Annotated in this window: 14 protein-coding genes; all 14 read left to right on the forward strand. The window is 33.9% G+C overall.

What is annotated here, in order from left to right:
- Positions 1-11: 11 nt before the first annotated feature.
- A complete protein-coding gene (locus tag AC1RPR_RS01925) occupies positions 12-1001 on the forward strand; it encodes a D-2-hydroxyacid dehydrogenase (RefSeq protein ID WP_481761388.1) in 990 nt (329 codons plus the stop codon).
- Positions 1002-1165: 164 nt separating this feature from the next.
- Positions 1166-1957 carry a 30S ribosomal protein S2 gene (gene rpsB / locus AC1RPR_RS01930; RefSeq protein WP_409022443.1) on the forward strand — a complete coding sequence of 264 codons (792 nt, stop codon included), beginning with the start codon at positions 1166-1168 and terminating at the stop codon, positions 1955-1957.
- 109 nt (positions 1958-2066) lie between these two features.
- Entirely contained in the window at positions 2067-2942 is an 876-nt protein-coding gene (gene tsf / locus AC1RPR_RS01935; protein ID WP_481761387.1) for a translation elongation factor Ts, read from the forward strand.
- A gap of 133 nt (positions 2943-3075) precedes the next feature.
- On the forward strand, positions 3076-3798 hold the full coding sequence (gene pyrH, locus AC1RPR_RS01940; protein WP_481761386.1) for a UMP kinase: 723 nt from the start codon (positions 3076-3078) through the stop codon (positions 3796-3798).
- Positions 3799-4362: a ribosome recycling factor gene (frr, locus tag AC1RPR_RS01945; protein ID WP_409022446.1), complete on the forward strand. Its 564-nt coding sequence runs from the start codon at positions 3799-3801 to the stop codon at positions 4360-4362.
- Between the two features lie 86 nt (positions 4363-4448).
- The gene (locus tag AC1RPR_RS01950; RefSeq protein WP_481761385.1) at positions 4449-5216 is read left to right on the forward strand and encodes an isoprenyl transferase; all 768 of its coding nucleotides are present in this window, start codon (positions 4449-4451) and stop codon (positions 5214-5216) included.
- A gap of 10 nt (positions 5217-5226) precedes the next feature.
- Positions 5227-6021 (forward strand): phosphatidate cytidylyltransferase, encoded by a 795-nt coding sequence (locus AC1RPR_RS01955; protein ID WP_409022448.1) that lies wholly within the window; start codon positions 5227-5229, stop codon positions 6019-6021.
- Positions 6022-6044: 23 nt separating this feature from the next.
- A complete protein-coding gene (rseP, locus tag AC1RPR_RS01960; protein WP_481761384.1) occupies positions 6045-7316 on the forward strand; it encodes an RIP metalloprotease RseP in 1272 nt (423 codons plus the stop codon).
- Between the two features lie 23 nt (positions 7317-7339).
- Positions 7340-9055 carry a proline--tRNA ligase gene (locus AC1RPR_RS01965; protein ID WP_481761383.1) on the forward strand — a complete coding sequence of 572 codons (1716 nt, stop codon included), beginning with the start codon at positions 7340-7342 and terminating at the stop codon, positions 9053-9055.
- Between the two features lie 72 nt (positions 9056-9127).
- Positions 9128-13471 carry a PolC-type DNA polymerase III gene (locus AC1RPR_RS01970; RefSeq protein ID WP_481761382.1) on the forward strand — a complete coding sequence of 1448 codons (4344 nt, stop codon included), beginning with the start codon at positions 9128-9130 and terminating at the stop codon, positions 13469-13471.
- 131 nt (positions 13472-13602) lie between these two features.
- Positions 13603-14076, forward strand: coding sequence for a ribosome maturation factor RimP (gene rimP, locus AC1RPR_RS01975; RefSeq protein WP_409022452.1), 474 nt, complete (start codon positions 13603-13605; stop codon positions 14074-14076).
- A 29-nt stretch (positions 14077-14105) separates the two neighbouring features.
- Positions 14106-15182 (forward strand): transcription termination factor NusA, encoded by a 1077-nt coding sequence (gene nusA / locus AC1RPR_RS01980; RefSeq protein WP_409022453.1) that lies wholly within the window; start codon positions 14106-14108, stop codon positions 15180-15182.
- A 43-nt stretch (positions 15183-15225) separates the two neighbouring features.
- Positions 15226-15525, forward strand: a complete 300-nt coding sequence (gene rnpM / locus AC1RPR_RS01985) for an RNase P modulator RnpM (RefSeq protein ID WP_409022454.1) — start codon at positions 15226-15228, stop codon at positions 15523-15525.
- On the forward strand, positions 15515-15820 hold the full coding sequence (locus AC1RPR_RS01990; RefSeq protein ID WP_409022455.1) for a L7Ae/L30e/S12e/Gadd45 family ribosomal protein: 306 nt from the start codon (positions 15515-15517) through the stop codon (positions 15818-15820). The genes rnpM and AC1RPR_RS01990 overlap by 11 nt, the downstream gene beginning before the upstream one ends.
- Positions 15821-15831: the final 11 nt, after the last annotated feature.

Genomic DNA, 15831 nt, shown 5'->3' on the forward strand with positions numbered 1-15831 from the left:
GATTTTGTATTATGAAACTAATTGCGTTCGGTATGAGAAAAGATGAAGTTGGATTTGGTAATCAATGGTCTGATGACAATCAAGTTGATGTTGAAATTACTCAAGATTTATTAACGAATGAAACGATACAGCAAGCGGATGGATTTGATGGTATTATTGCATTGCAAACAATCCCTTATAACGAAACATTATTTTCTAAAATGAAAGAGATGAATATTAAGATTCTTTCTGTTAGAAATGTCGGGGTTGATAATATTGATTTAGTTGCAGCTAAAAAATACGGTGTGACGGTGACAAATGTCCCAGCGTATTCACCTAACGCGATTGCTGAATTTTCTGTGACACAATTGATGCAACTCTTAAGAAGAACACCAGAATTTAATTTAAAAATTAAAAATCAAGACTATCGTTGGGCTCCAAATATTTCACGCGAGTTGAGAAGCTTAACCGTGGGTGTTATTGGAACTGGACGTATTGGCCGGGTTGCAATGGACATTTACAAAGGATTCGGTGCAAAAGTTATTGCATACGATGTCTATCCAAATGCTGAATTAAAAAAGAGTGGTATTTATGTTGATACATTAGATGAGTTGTTCGAACAAGCAGACGTTATTACATTACATACGCCAGCTACAAAAGAGAATGAACACATGCTTAATCGAGATTCATTTGAAAAAATGAAACACGGAGTTCTGATTGTAAATACAGCCCGTGGAACGTTAATTAATACTGAAGATTTAATTGACGCATTAAAATCAGGACAAGTTGGTGGAGCAGCTTTAGATACGTATGAATTCGAAAATCCAATATTTAATCATGATTTAACGGACTCATCTATTGAAGATCCATTATTTAATGAACTTTTAGATATGGTAAATGTTATTTTAACACCTCATATTGCATTCTATACTGAAACTGCAGTTAAAAATATGGTTGAAATTGCTTTGAATAGTGCTTATCAATTTTTAACAACAGGCGTTGTGGAAACAGAAGTTAAATAATTAAAAATAAGACTTGTGTTCTAATTTTAGATTTTGTATACTTAAAGACGATGTTAAAACATCAATTCACACCTTGTGGGATGTGACTGAGGGTGCTCGGGAGAGTCTTAGCACAGTTGAACACTTGGGAGGAAAATAAAACTTTTACTCGGAGGCACTACATTATGGCTGTTATTAGTATGAAACAATTGCTCGAAGCCGGTGTTCATTTTGGACATCAAACACGTCGCTGGAACCCAAAGATGAAACCATACATCTTTACTGAAAGAAATGGTATTTATATCATTGATTTACAAAAAACAGTTAAATTAGTTGATGCTGCTTATGCATCAATGAAAAAAGCTGCTGAAGATGATGGTGTTGTTCTTTTTGTTGGTACAAAGAAACAAGCACAAGATGCTATTGAAGAAGAAGCAACTCGTGCTGGACAATACTTTGTTAACCATCGTTGGTTAGGTGGAACTTTAACTAACTGGAACACAATTCAAAAACGTATCAAACGTCTTAAAGAAATCAAAAAAATGTCAGAAGATGGCACATTTGATCTTCTTCCTAAAAAAGAAGTTTCTTTATTAATTAAACGTAGAGATCGTCTTGAAAAATTCTTGGGTGGTATTGAAGATATGCCTCGCATCCCTGATGTATTATTCATTGTTGATCCTCGTAAAGAACGTATCGCTGTTAAGGAAGCTCAAAAATTGAATATTCCTATCATCGCTATGGTTGATACAAATAGTGATCCAGATGAAATTGATGTAAAAATCCCTTCAAATGATGATGCAATTCGTGCTGTACGTTTGATTACTGCAAAAATGGCTGATGCTATTATTGAAACTAATCAAGGTAAAGAAGAAGTGAATGAAGCTTCTTTCAAAAAGGCTGACGAAAAAGTAGATTCAATCGAAGATATCGTTGAAGCTGTTGAAGGCGGAAATGATAAAAAAACTGCTGAATAGTAAATAAATTAGGCTGTCTCAAAATTAGGTACTGTAATGGCCCTTTCTTTTGAGGCAGTTTTTTTAGATATAAAATCAATTAAATTATTTAAACAAGGAGGCCATTCAAATGGCAAAAATTTCTGCTTCTCAAGTTAAAGAATTACGTGATACAACTGGTGTCGGTATGATGGACGCAAAAAAAGCACTCGTTGAAGTTGACGGTGATATGCAAAAAGCAATCGATTTCCTCCGCGAAAAAGGTATGGCAAAGGCTGCTAAAAAAAGTGACCGTGTTGCTGCTGAAGGTCTATCTGATGTTCAATTCTCTGGTAACTTTGCAGCTATTGTTGAAGTTAACGCAGAAACTGATTTCGTTGCTCAAAACGAACAATTCAAAACACTTGTTAAATTGATTGCTACTAAAATTGCTGAAGCACATCCTAAAGATGTTGAAGAAGCACTTACAATTAAAACAGACCGTGGCACAATTAATGATGATTTAATTGAAGCAACACAAGTAATTGGTGAAAAAATTTCATTACGTCGTTTTGAATTAGTAGAAAAAACTGATAATGAAAGTTTTGGATCATACTCACATATGGGTGGCTCAATTTCAACACTTGTTGTCGTTACAGATGCTGATGAATCAACTGCTAAAGATGTTGCTATGCATGTTGCTGCAATTAATCCTAAGTATGTATCTCGTGAACAAGTACCTGCTGATGAATTGGCACATGAAAAAGAAGTACTTTCTAAAGAAGCTGCTAATGAAGGCAAACCAGCAAATATCATTGAAAAAATGGTTGAGGGTCGTTTAAATAAATATCTAGCTGATATTAGCTTAGATGATCAAGATTTTGTTAAAGATCCTGACATGACAGTTGCTAAGTATGTTGCTTCTAAGGGTGGAAAAGTTAAATTATTTATCCGTTATGAAGTTGGAGAAGGTCTTGAAAAGAAAGAAAATAATTTTGTAGACGAAGTTATGGGCCAAATTAAATAATTTTCTACAATCCAAAAGTTTGTGCTTTAAGCACAAACTTTTTTTAATAAATTTATTTTGATATAAATTGAATTATTAATTATACCTAAAATATGGTAAAATAATTGTAAATAGATTGTAGGAGGAACATTGGATGTCAGATGTTAAGTATCGACGCGTTATGTTGAAGTTAAGCGGTGAAGCATTAGCCGGAGAACAAGGATTTGGTATTAATCCACCTGTAATTAGAAAAGTTGCTGAAGAATTAAAAGAAATTCAAGAAATGGGTGTTGAAGTCGCTATCGTTGTTGGTGGTGGTAATATGTGGCGTGGTGAAGCTGGAGCCGCAATGGGTATGGAACGTGCGCAGGCAGATTATATAGGGATGCTAGGAACAGTTATGAATGCACTAGCATTGCAAGATAATCTTGAGTCTGTAGGTGTCCCAACTCGAGTTCAAACAGCTATTGAAATGCGCCAAATTGCAGAACCCTATATTCGCCGTAAAGCTGTTCGTCATCTTGAAAAAGGTCGCGTTGTTATTTTTGCTGCGGGTACGGGTTCACCATATTTCTCAACAGATACAACTTCAGCGTTAAGAGCTGCAGAAATTAATGCTGATGTTATATTGATGGCAAAAAATGGCGTAGATGGTGTCTATTCTGCTGATCCTCAAAAGGATGACTCAGCAACAAAATATGAAGAATTAACACATTTAGATATAATTAATAAAAACTTACAAGTTATGGATACAACTGCAAGTACATTATCGATGGATAATGATATTCCGTTAGTCGTATTTAATTTGAACGAACCAGGAAATATAAAAAAAGTTGTTCTCGGTGAAACCATCGGAACAACCGTTAGGGGAAAATAAATGAAAATAACAGAACCTATATTAGTTGATGCTCAAGATAAAATGTCAAAAGCAGAGGTTTCACTTCAAAAAAATCTTGGTAATATTCGGGCTGGTCGAGCTAATGCTAGTTTATTGAATAATGTGACAGTAGATTATTATGGTGCACCAACGCCACTTAATCAAGTTGCACAAATTTCAGTACCAGAAGCTCGCGTACTTTTAATTACGCCATTTGATAAAAGTGCTTTGAAGGATATTGAACATGGTTTATTAGTTGCTGATTTAGGAATTAGCCCTTCGAATGATGGATCAGCAATTCGATTAGTTATTCCTCAATTAACAGAAGAACGTCGTAAGGAATTAGCTAAAGACGTTAAAGCTGAAGCAGAAAATGCTAAAGTTATTATTCGTAATATCAGACGTGATGCAGTTGATGCCTTGAAAAAATCAGAAAAAAATGGTGATTTAACCGAAGATGATTTACGAGATTTAGAAAAACAAGCTCAAGATGTGACGAATGCATCAATTAAAAATATTGATAATATTCAAGCAGATAAAGAAAAAGAAATTTTAGCAGTTTAAATAAATAGCTTTATTTTAAGACAGGCGTCGTTTTGTGCCTGTTTTTTTGCTACAATAGAACATGTAACTATTCTTGGAGGTACAATATGGCTTTTAATTTTAAAAAAAATAAAACAAATGAATTAATCCAATTGGATATGGAAAGAATTCCTAAACATGTTGCTGTTATAATGGATGGTAATGGACGTTGGGCAAAAAAAAGGCATTTACCTAGAATTGCGGGACATAAAACCGGTATGGATACTGTAAAAACAGTAACTATGGCTGCAAGTGATTTAGGGATTAAAGTTTTAACACTTTACGCATTTTCTACTGAAAATTGGAAACGGCCCGAAACAGAAGTTAATTACCTGATGAGTTTACCGGGTACTTTTTTTGATAAGTTTGTACCAGAATTAATTGAAAAGAATGTAAAAGTTAATGTTATGGGCTACATTGATCAGCTTCCAAATGAAACAAAATTAGCTGTTCAAAATGCAGTGGAAGATACTAAAGATAATACAGGGATGGTTCTTAATTTTGCATTAAATTATGGTGGGCGAGCAGAGATTGTGACGGCTATCAAAAATATTGCAACTGATACCTCTAATGGTAAACTAAGCGTTGAAGAGATAACAGATAAAACAATTGACCAGTATTTAATGACTAGTAATTTAGCACCTTATAATGATCCGGAATTACTAATCAGAACTAGTGGTGAAGAAAGAATATCTAATTTCTTATTATGGCAAATTGCTTATAGTGAATTAGTGTTTACTGATACATTATGGCCTGATTTTTCTGAAGATGCATTAAAAGATGCAATACTAAATTATCAAAAAAGAGACCGCCGTTTCGGTGGTATAAAAGAATAGGAGAATTTTTATGAGACAGCGCGTAATTACGGCAATTGTGGCTCTCTGTATTTTCATACCATTGGTTATTATTGGTGGACTACCATTGCAGATATTTGCTTTAATTTTAGGATGCATTGGTATTTCGGAAGTATTTGTAATGAAGAAAAAATTATTGATATCACCAGAGGCTACTTTTGGTATCTTAATGACAATAACTGTGATTGCACCAGATAAGTGGTTTAAATTTTTACCAGCTCACATTTCTTCTGTAAATGTATTTTATTTTCTTGTTGCACTTCTATTAATGTATATGGTTACTTCAAAAAATCGTTTTTCATTTGATGATGCTGGTGTTTTTGTCTTAAGTTCTTTATATGTCGGGATGGGATTTCATTATTTTATTGCGGCAAGAGGCAACGATTTTAACGGATTAATGACATTAGCATATATTTTAATTGTTATCTGGACAACAGATACAGGTGCTTACATGTTTGGACGTAAGTTTGGTAAAAATAAATTAGCACCACATATTAGTCCAAATAAAACATGGGAAGGTTCAATTGGTGGAACATTAATGGCTACACTGTTAGGAAGTATCTTTATTTACTTCTTCCCACAAAATCATTCTTTTCCTATAATGATTTTGATTACGTTAATCCTTTCGGTATTTGGACAATGCGGTGATTTAGTTGAGTCCGCGTTTAAACGTTTCTATGGTGTAAAAGATTCTGGACGTATTCTACCTGGACATGGTGGTATTTTAGATCGATTTGATAGTTTAATATTTGTATGGCCAATTATGCATTTATTTGGGTTAATGTAATAAATTAAAGGGGGAGGATTCACATGATTAAAACGATTATTACATTTATTATCGTTTTTGGAATTTTAGTTGTGATTCATGAATTTGGTCATTACTATTTTGCAAAACGTGCTGGAATTTTAGTTCGTGAATTTTCAATTGGTATGGGGCCAAAAATACTTTCATTCCATAGAGGTAGTACAACGTACACTTTAAGAATATTACCTCTTGGTGGATATGTTAGAATGGCGGGAATCGCTGATGATGAAGATGAAGATTTAAAACCTGGTATGCCTATGAGTTTAATACTGGATAGTAATAATAAGGTTACAAAGATTAATACGAGTAAAAAAACAACGCTGTATAATGGTATCCCAATCGAATACCTAGATAGTGATTTGCAAAAAGAACTCTGGATTACAGGATATGAAAATGGTAATGAAGAGATAGTAAAAAAATATAATGTTGATCATGATGCGTTAATAATTGAAAAAGATGGCACAGAAATTCAAATCGCTCCTGAAGATGTTCAATTTCAATCAGCTACGCTTTGGAATCGAATTTTAACGAATTTTGCTGGACCGATGAATAACTTTTTATTAGCTATTGTTGCATTTATACTACTTGCTTTTATGCAAGGTGGCGTTGCAACCAATTTGAATCAAATTGGTACAATTCAAGAGAATTCTGCGGCTCAAAGGGCGGGGTTAAAAGCAAATGATAAAATTGTAGCTGTATCTGATAAAAAGACAACAAACTGGACTGAATTAACGACAGCGATTAGCAGTCGTCCTGATAAAAAAACTGACTTAAAAGTAATAAGGAACGGTAAAACAGAATCAATCGTTATTACACCTGAATCAAGTAAAACAGACTCAACAAAGATCGGTAAAATTGGTATTACAGTTAAAATGGATCACTCATTTATCAATAAAATTACTTATGGGTTTACGCAATCATGGAGTGTCGTGGCTAGTATTGTGGCTGTATTAGTAGGGATGTTTACTAAAGGTGTCAGCTTAAATGATTTTGGTGGTCCGGTTGCAATTTATGCAGTGACTTCAAATGCAGCAAGTTATGGGTTGGCGAGTGTTGTGTCATTGCTTGCATTCTTATCAATTAACTTAGGAATTGTGAATTTATTACCAATTCCAGCTTTAGATGGTGGAAAATTAGTACTAAATATTATCGAAGGAATTCGTGGCAAACCAATTTCACCTGAAAAAGAAGGTGTTATTACATTAGTTGGATTTGCATTTTTAATGATATTGATGATATTAGTCACATGGAATGATATTCAGCGTTATTTCTTTTAAATGAAAAAGGAGAATAAAATAGTATGAAACAATCACAATTATTAATACCAACAATGAAGGAAGTTCCAAGCGATGCTGAGGTTATCAGTCATCAAATGATGTTACGAGCTGGATATATTCGACAAGTTTCAGCCGGAATGTACAGTTATTTACCATTAGCTTTCTCCGTTATTAGAAAAATTGAAACAATTATTCGCGAAGAAATGGAAGCAATTGGAGCGGTTGAAATGCTTGTACCTGCCGTTATTCCTGCTGAATTATGGGAAGAAACAGGTCGTTATGAAACCTATGGTGATACACTTTTTAAATTAAAAGATCGACATGATAGAAAATTTATTTTAGGACCAACTCATGAAGAAACATTTACTTCTTTAATTCGTGATGAAATCAAATCATATAAAAAATTACCACTGACAATGTTCCAAATACAACAAAAATATCGTGATGAAAATAGACCTCGTTTTGGTATATTAAGAGGCCGTGAATTTTTAATGAAAGATGCTTATTCATTCCATGCGGATGAAGAAAGTTTAAATGATACTTATCAAAAAATGAATCGTGCATATCAAAATATTTTTGAACGCTGTGGTCTTAATTTTAGAAGTATTATTGGTGATGCAGGTGCAATGGGCGGTAATGATTCAAAAGAATTTATGGCAATTTCTGATATTGGTGAAGATACAATCGTTTATTCTGATAAGAGCGATTATGCAGCTAATTTAGAAATGGCAAAAAGTTTGAAAACATATAAGAATTCACATGAAGCGATTAAAGATATTGAAAAAATTGAAACACCAAATATTAAAACAATTGATGAGTTGGCTAAATTTATTGATACAGCAAGTGAAAATTTAATAAAATCATTATTATTTATGGCTGATGAAAAACCAGTGATGGTTTTAATGCGCGGAAATGATATTTTGAATGAAATTAAATTAAAAAACACATTAGGCGCTGATTTTTTACGTATGGCAACTGATTCAGATGTTACTGAAGTGTTGGGTGCAGAGTTTGGTTCACTTGGACCTGTTGGTGTTACAGAAGACGTAACAATTGTTGCCGACGAAGGAATTAAGGGAATGATAAATGCGGTCGTTGGTGCAAATACGACTGGTTCTCATTTATTTAACGCAAATATTGATCGTGATTACCGAGTAGATAAATTTGTAGATTTACGTTTGGCTCAAGAAGGTGAAACTTCACCTGAAGGGGAAGGCGAATTGAAATTTACTAAGGGGATTGAAATTGGTCATATCTTCAAAATTGGAACACGATATTCTGAGGCATTGGGCGCTAATATCTTAGATGATAATGGCCGCGAAAAACCTGTGATATTAGGTTGTTATGGAATCGGCGTTAGTCGTTTACTTGCAGCCATTGCAGAGCAACAAGCTGATGAAAATGGTTTAGTATGGCCTAGAAGTATTGCACCATACGATGTTCATGTAATTCCAATTAATGCTAAAAATGATGAACAAATGGCTCTAGCTAATGAAATTGACAAAAAAATGACTGAAAATGGTTACAAAGTATTGCTTGATGATCGTAAAGAACGTGCAGGTGTTAAATTTGCTGATTCAGATTTAATTGGATTACCTGTTCGAATTACAGTTGGTAAGAAAGCTGCTGATGGTATCGTTGAAGTGAAGTTACGTAGAAATGGTGAAACGATTGAAGTAACGAAAGACGAATTAGAGAGCTCTATCTCAATTTTATTAAAAGAAGAAAATCAAAACTAGTTAAAGAAGATTGAGTTCAAAAGAAAATTTTGACTCAGTCTCTTTTTCATTTTTAGAAAAGGAGTCAATCATTTGTCGCTTAATAATAAAGAATTATTCAATAAACTATTAGAACAAATTAATTTTCAATCAAGTGACCAACAAGATAGTGAAATATTGGATTTAATTGAAATTTCAACCGTAACTGTTCATGAAAAGTCAAAACTATGGGAATTCAAGCTAGTTGCCCCTAAAATTTTGCCATTTTCATTATTTAGTGACTTAGAAAATAAAATTGCAATTACATTTAAAGATATTGCAAAAACAAAAATAACTGTTCAAGTTGAGCAACCAGAATTAACAAACCAACTTTTAGGCGATTATTGGACATGGGCAGTTAAAAATAGTGAAGCTAATTCTTCGCTAGTACAAGAACTTTTTCATGGGAACGTCCCTTATCTTGATGATAGACGAGTGATGTTAATGGCTGAAAATGAAATTGTAAAAACGTTCTTAACAGGTCAAGCATTAGGACCAATTGAAACTGCGTATCAAATGGTCGGATTTCCACAGATAAATATTAATACATTATTAGATGAATCAAAATCACAAGAAAAAATAGAAGAAATTAGACAGCGAAAAGAATCTCAAGATGCCATAATGATGCAGAAGGCAACAGAAACTATTCAGAAACAAAATGAAAAGAAAAAGACTGATTCTCAAACTGTAATTAATGGACCTGTTCAAATGGGTAAAAAGATTAGTACAAAAGAGCCTGCAAAACGGATGGTTGAAATCATTGAAGAGGAACGCTCGGTTATTATTGAGGGATATATTTTCTCTAAGGAAATCCGGACGCTTAAGTCTGAAAGACAATTAATGATCATTAAAATGACGGATTATAGTTCATCCATGACCGTAAAAAAATTCTCTCGTAATGAAGAAGACGAAGCGATGTTTGCTGCTATTCAAGAAAAAGAATGGGTCAGAGTTCGTGGTGCAGTACAAGAAGATAATTTTATGCGAGATCTAGTGGTGAATGCTTACGATATTAATCAAGTCGACCACCCAAGCCGTCAAGAAACAGCTCCAGATGATGAACGACGTGTTGAATTACATTTACACTCAAATATGAGTCAAATGGATGCCACAAATTCAATTACGGATTATGTACAGCAAGCCAGTAAATGGGGACAAAAAGCAATTGCGATTACGGATCATTCTACCTTACAAAGTTTTCCTGAGGCTCATTCTGCTGGAAAGAAAAATAATATTAAAATTTTGTACGGTGTTGAGGCTAACGTTGTTGATGATGGTATTCCAATTGCTTTTAATGATAAGGATGTAAATCTAGAAGAAGCCACTTATGTTACTTTTGATACGGAAACAACGGGTTTATCTGCTCGATTTGATAAAGTTATTGAATTAGCTGCTGTTAAAATGACAAAGGGAAATGTCATTGAAGAATTTGATGAATTTATTGATCCAGGACATCATTTATCTGAAACAACAACTAATTTAACCTCAATTACGGATGAAATGGTTCATGGATCAAAATCTGAAGAAGAAGTTTTTAAATTATTTAGAGAATTTTCAGAAGGTAGTATTCTAGTTGCCCATAATGCTAGTTTTGATATTGGCTTTATGAATACTGGATATGAACGTCATGGCATGGAACCTATGCAAAATCCAATCATTGATACGTTAACGTTAGCAAGATTTTTACATCCCGAATTAAAAGGGTTTAGATTAAATACACTTTCCAAAAAATTCAATGTTAACTTGGAACATCATCATCGCGCTATTTATGATGCTGAGACAACTGGTCTTTTGTGTAATATCTTTATTAAAGATGCTAAGGAACGATTTGAAATAACGTCACATGTTCAATTGAATGATCATATGGGTGAGCATGATGCTTACAAACAAGCACGTCCATTCCATGTTACGTTACTTGCGACAACTCAAGCCGGACTTAAAAATATGTTTAAATTAGTTTCAACTTCGATGATAGATTATTTTTATCGGATGCCCCGCATCCCTCGAAGTGAGTTAAATAAATATCGTGAAGGTATTATCGTTGGTTCAGCGTGTGACTCAGGTGAAGTATTTACAGCAATGATGCAAAAAGGGATGGAAGAGGCTAAAGAAAAGGCTAAGTTTTATGATTACTTAGAAATTCAGCCTAAAGCATTATATGAACCTCTAATCCATCAAGAATTAATTAAGGATAATCAAAATTTAGAGGAAATTTTACAAAATATGGTTGATTTAGGACACGAAATGGATAAGCCGGTTGTTGCGACTGGAGATGTTCATTATATGAACCCTGAAGATAGTATTTATCGTAAAATTCTTGTTAATTCAATGGGTGGTGCTAATCCGTTAAATCGTTCTATTTTACCTGATGCACATTTTAGAACAACGAATGAAATGTTGGAAGGATTCCAATTTTTAGGTGCGGATGTTGCTAAAGAAATCGTTGTTACAAATACGAATTTAATCGCTAATATGATTGATGATGACATTTCTCCAGTTAAAGATCGATTATATGCACCGAAAATTGATGGCTCTGAAGAAGAAATTAAACAATTAACCTATAATCGCGCTCATGAACTTTATGGAGAAGAGTTACCTGAAACTGTGGTTAAACGTCTTGATAAAGAATTGACAAGTATCATTGATAATGAATTTTCAGTTATTTATTTAATTTCACAAAAATTAGTTCATAAATCTAACAAAGATGGTTATTTAGTAGGGTCCCGTGGATCTGTTGGGTCAAGTCTTGTTGCAACAATGACTGGAATAACAGAAATTAATCCATTACCACCTCATTATCGATGCCCTAAATGTAAATATACACATTTTTATGAAAAAGGTGAATATGGGTCTGGATTTGATTTACCAGACCAAGACTGTCCCAAATGTGGTACACCATTAGATAAAGATGGACATGATATTCCATTTGAAACTTTTCTTGGATTTTATGGTGATAAAGTTCCTGATATTGATTTGAATTTTTCGGGTGATTATCAAGCAATTGCGCATAATTATACGAAAGTTTTATTTGGGGAAGATTATGTTTTCCGTGCAGGAACAATTGGTACTGTTGCAGATAAAACGGCTTATGGTTATGTTAAGGGTTATGAACGTGATACTGGAGCAACGTTTAGAAATGCGGAGATAGATCGACTTGCTAAGGGGTCAACTGGCGTTAAACGGACGACCGGTCAACATCCTGGTGGTATCTTAGTTGTCCCTAACTATATGGATGTTTATGATTTTTCACCTATCCAGTATCCAGCAGATGACTCAACTTCCGAATGGAAAACAACCCATTTTGATTTCCATTCTATCCACGATAATATCTTGAAATTAGATATTTTGGGTCATGATGATCCAACCATGATTAGAATGTTACAAGATTTATCAGGAGTTGACCCAAAAACAATCCCTACGGATGATAAGGGCGTTATGCAAATATTCCAAGGGCCTGAAGTACTTGGTGTTACTAGCGACGAAATTTTCTCAAAAACAGGTACATTAGGTATTCCGGAATTCGGAACGAGATTTGTTCGAGGGATGCTAGAAGAAACAAAACCTAAAACATTTGCTGAACTATTAAAAATTTCTGGTCTATCACATGGTACAGATGTGTGGTTGGGAAACGCTGAAGAACTTATTTCTAATGGAACAATCACGATGCCGGAAGTTATTGGCTGTCGTGATGATATCATGATGGGGCTTATTCATATGGGTATGGAAGCTGGTAGCGCTTTTAATATTATGGAAGGTGTTCGAAAAGGAAAAGGTATCTCAGATGATTATCAAACTGAGATGAAAGCAGCAAAAATTCCAGATTGGTATATCGGAGCATGTTTAAAAATCAAGTATATGTTCCCTAAGGCACATGCTGCTGCGTATATTTTGATGGCCTTACGAATTGCATACTATAAAGTTTATTTTCCAATGTTATATTACTGTGCTTATTTCAGTGTTAGAGCAGATGATTTTGATTTAGTCGCAATGTCGCATGGTAAAGAAGCAGTGAAAAAAGCAATGAAAGATATTAATGATAAAGGGATGGATGCATCAACAAAAGAGAAAAATTTGTTGACGGTCCTTGAATTAAGCAATGAAATGCTTGAACGTGGCTTCCAATTTGGGATGATTGATTTGGATAAATCAGATGATTCAAATTGGATAATTGATGGTGATAAGTTAATTGCACCATTTAGAGCTGTACCAGGTCTTGGTAATAACGTTGCTAAGCAAATTATTGCTGCTCGTGAGGAACGCCCATTTTTATCTAAAGAAGATTTAGCTAAACGTGGTAAAGTTTCTAAGTCATTAATTGAGTATATGACTGAAAATAATGTTTTAAAAGCATTACCAGATGAAAATCAACTATCTATTTTTGATGATGTCTTTTTCTAAAAAGTGAGAACATAGCAGTTTGTTGATGTTTTCAGAAAATTATGCTATATTAAAGAAAGTATTTTGATATCTTGTTTGAGTGAGCAGCGATGCTCACTCTTTTTATTGGGAAAATGTAAGGAGGGTAACGTGTGAGTACTGTTATAGAGACTGTCACAGAGCTAGTTCAACCAATTGTTGATGAACAGAATATTGAATTGGTGGACATTGAATTTGTTAAAGAAGGCCCAAGTTGGTTTTTAAGAGTTTACATTGATAAACCTGAAGGCATTAAAATTGAAGAGTGTGTTGCTGTTAGTGATATTTTAAGTGAAAAATTAGATGAGATTAATCCTGATCCAATTCCACAAGCTTATTTTTTAGAGGTTTCATCACCTGGTGCTGAAAGACCTTTGAAAAAGGAAAAAGATTATGAAAGAGCTTTGAATGAATACGTTAATATTTCACTATATGAACCTATTAATAACGCTAAAATTTTTCAAGGTACCTTAACGGAATTAACAGCTGATGAATTAACAGTTGTTTATATGGACAAAACGCGTAAGAGAACGATCGTTATTCCTCGTCAAAAAATAGCTAAGGCGCGCTTAGCTATCAAATTTTAAGTAGCTTTTTATAAAGGAGTAAATTAAAGATGAGTAAAGAACTATTAAGTGCACTTACAGTGTTAGAAGAAGAAAAAGGTATTAAAAAAGAAGTTATTATTGATGCCATTGAAGCAGCATTAGTTTCTGCATACAAGCGTCATTACAATCAAGCACAAAATGTTGAAGTAGAGTTTGATTCAAAAAAAGGTAATATTACAGTTTATGCGGTTAAAGAAGTAGTCGAAGAAGTCTTTGATTCACGTCTTGAAGTTAGTTTGCAAGATGCTTTAGAGATTAATAAAGCATATGAAGTTGGCGATTCAATTCGATTTGAAGTTACACCTAAGGATTTTGGACGAATTGCTGCACAAACTGCTAAACAAGTTATCATGCAACGTGTTCGTGAAGCTGAACGTAGTATTGTTTATGATCAATATATTCAATATGAAAATGAAATCGTTAGCGGTGAAGTAGAACGTCATGATAATCGTTATATTTATGTTAATTTAGGTAAAGTGGAAGCTGTTTTAGCTAAGATTGATCAAATTCCTGGTGAAAGTTTTAATCCACATGATCGAATTAAAGTTTATATCACAAAAGTTGAGAATGCTGCTAAAGGCCCTCAAGTTTTTGTTAGTCGTTCACATCCTGACTTGCTAAAACGATTATTTGAACAAGAAGTTCCTGAAATATATGACGGAACAGTTGAAATTGTATCAATTGCTCGTGAAGCAGGTGACCGTGCTAAGGTAGCTGTTCGTTCGAATAATCCAGATATCGATGCTGTTGGTACTTGTGTTGGTCCTAAAGGACAACGTGTACAAACTATTGTTAATGAATTAAAAGGCGAAAATATGGATATTGTTGAATGGAATGAAGATCCTGCAAAATACATTGCTAATGCTTTGAATCCTGCAGAAGTTGTCAATGTTGTCTTTAATCCAGAAAATGATCATGCTTGTACTGTAGTTGTGCCAGATCACCAATTGTCATTAGCAATTGGTAAAAAAGGTCAAAATGCACGATTAGCTGCAAAATTAACAACGTTTAAAATTGATATTAAATCTGAATCTGATATGGTTAACAGTAGTGAAGAAAAAGAAGTTTCTGAAACAAACAAATAAGCCGATTAAAACTGATCGGTAATTGATTTGGAGGCAAATTAAAGTGATTAATCGTAAAATTCCAATGCGTAAAGATATCGTTACGGGTGAAATGAAACCTAAAAAAGAACTTGTTCGTGTTGTTAAGAATAAAGAAAATGAAGTATCTTTAGATCCAACAGGTAAGAAACCAGGGCGTGGCGCATATATTTTTCTTGATGTAGATGTGGCGAAGCAGGCTCAAAAAGAAAGAACATTCAATAAAGCATTCGGTATTAAGATTGACGAATCATTTTATGAAGAACTTGTCGAATATGTTGACCATCAGGTAGCTAGACGAGAATTATTTAAAGATGAAAAATAGTCAAAAATTCTTACAAATGCTAGGCTTGACCAGACGCGCAGGTATGTTGGTGACTGGTGAAGGACTAGTATTGAATGCTGTCAGGAAGAATAAAGCTAAATTGGTTATTCTTTCTGAAGATTGTGGACAAGCGACTTTAAAAAAAGTAACAGATAAGTGCAACAGCTATAATGTTAAATTATATGTTGGATTTTCAAAAGCCAGTTTAAGTGAGGCCGTTGGACAACAGCGCACAGTGTATGCTATTACCGATAAAGGTTTTAGCAGAAGGATGTGTGACTTAATGGATATATAGAAGGAGCATGC

The sequence above is a fragment of the Dellaglioa sp. CoH-57-MRSF-22 genome (assembly GCF_056781895.1).

Excerpts from the sequence above, each read along its gene's own strand:
- AC1RPR_RS01925 (WP_481761388.1), top strand. The coding sequence starts at position 12 with ATGAAACTAATTGCGTTCGGTATGAGAAAAGATGAAGTTGGATTTGGT.
- rpsB (WP_409022443.1), top strand. The coding sequence starts at position 1,166 with ATGGCTGTTATTAGTATGAAACAATTGCTCGAAGCCGGTGTTCATTTT.
- tsf (WP_481761387.1), top strand. The coding sequence starts at position 2,067 with ATGGCAAAAATTTCTGCTTCTCAAGTTAAAGAATTACGTGATACAACT.
- pyrH (WP_481761386.1), top strand. The coding sequence starts at position 3,076 with ATGTCAGATGTTAAGTATCGACGCGTTATGTTGAAGTTAAGCGGTGAA.
- frr (WP_409022446.1), top strand. The coding sequence starts at position 3,799 with ATGAAAATAACAGAACCTATATTAGTTGATGCTCAAGATAAAATGTCA.
- AC1RPR_RS01950 (WP_481761385.1), top strand. The coding sequence starts at position 4,449 with ATGGCTTTTAATTTTAAAAAAAATAAAACAAATGAATTAATCCAATTG.
- AC1RPR_RS01955 (WP_409022448.1), top strand. The coding sequence starts at position 5,227 with ATGAGACAGCGCGTAATTACGGCAATTGTGGCTCTCTGTATTTTCATA.
- rseP (WP_481761384.1), top strand. The coding sequence starts at position 6,045 with ATGATTAAAACGATTATTACATTTATTATCGTTTTTGGAATTTTAGTT.
- AC1RPR_RS01965 (WP_481761383.1), top strand. The coding sequence starts at position 7,340 with ATGAAACAATCACAATTATTAATACCAACAATGAAGGAAGTTCCAAGC.
- nusA (WP_409022453.1), top strand. The coding sequence starts at position 14,106 with ATGAGTAAAGAACTATTAAGTGCACTTACAGTGTTAGAAGAAGAAAAA.
- AC1RPR_RS01990 (WP_409022455.1), top strand. The coding sequence starts at position 15,515 with ATGAAAAATAGTCAAAAATTCTTACAAATGCTAGGCTTGACCAGACGC.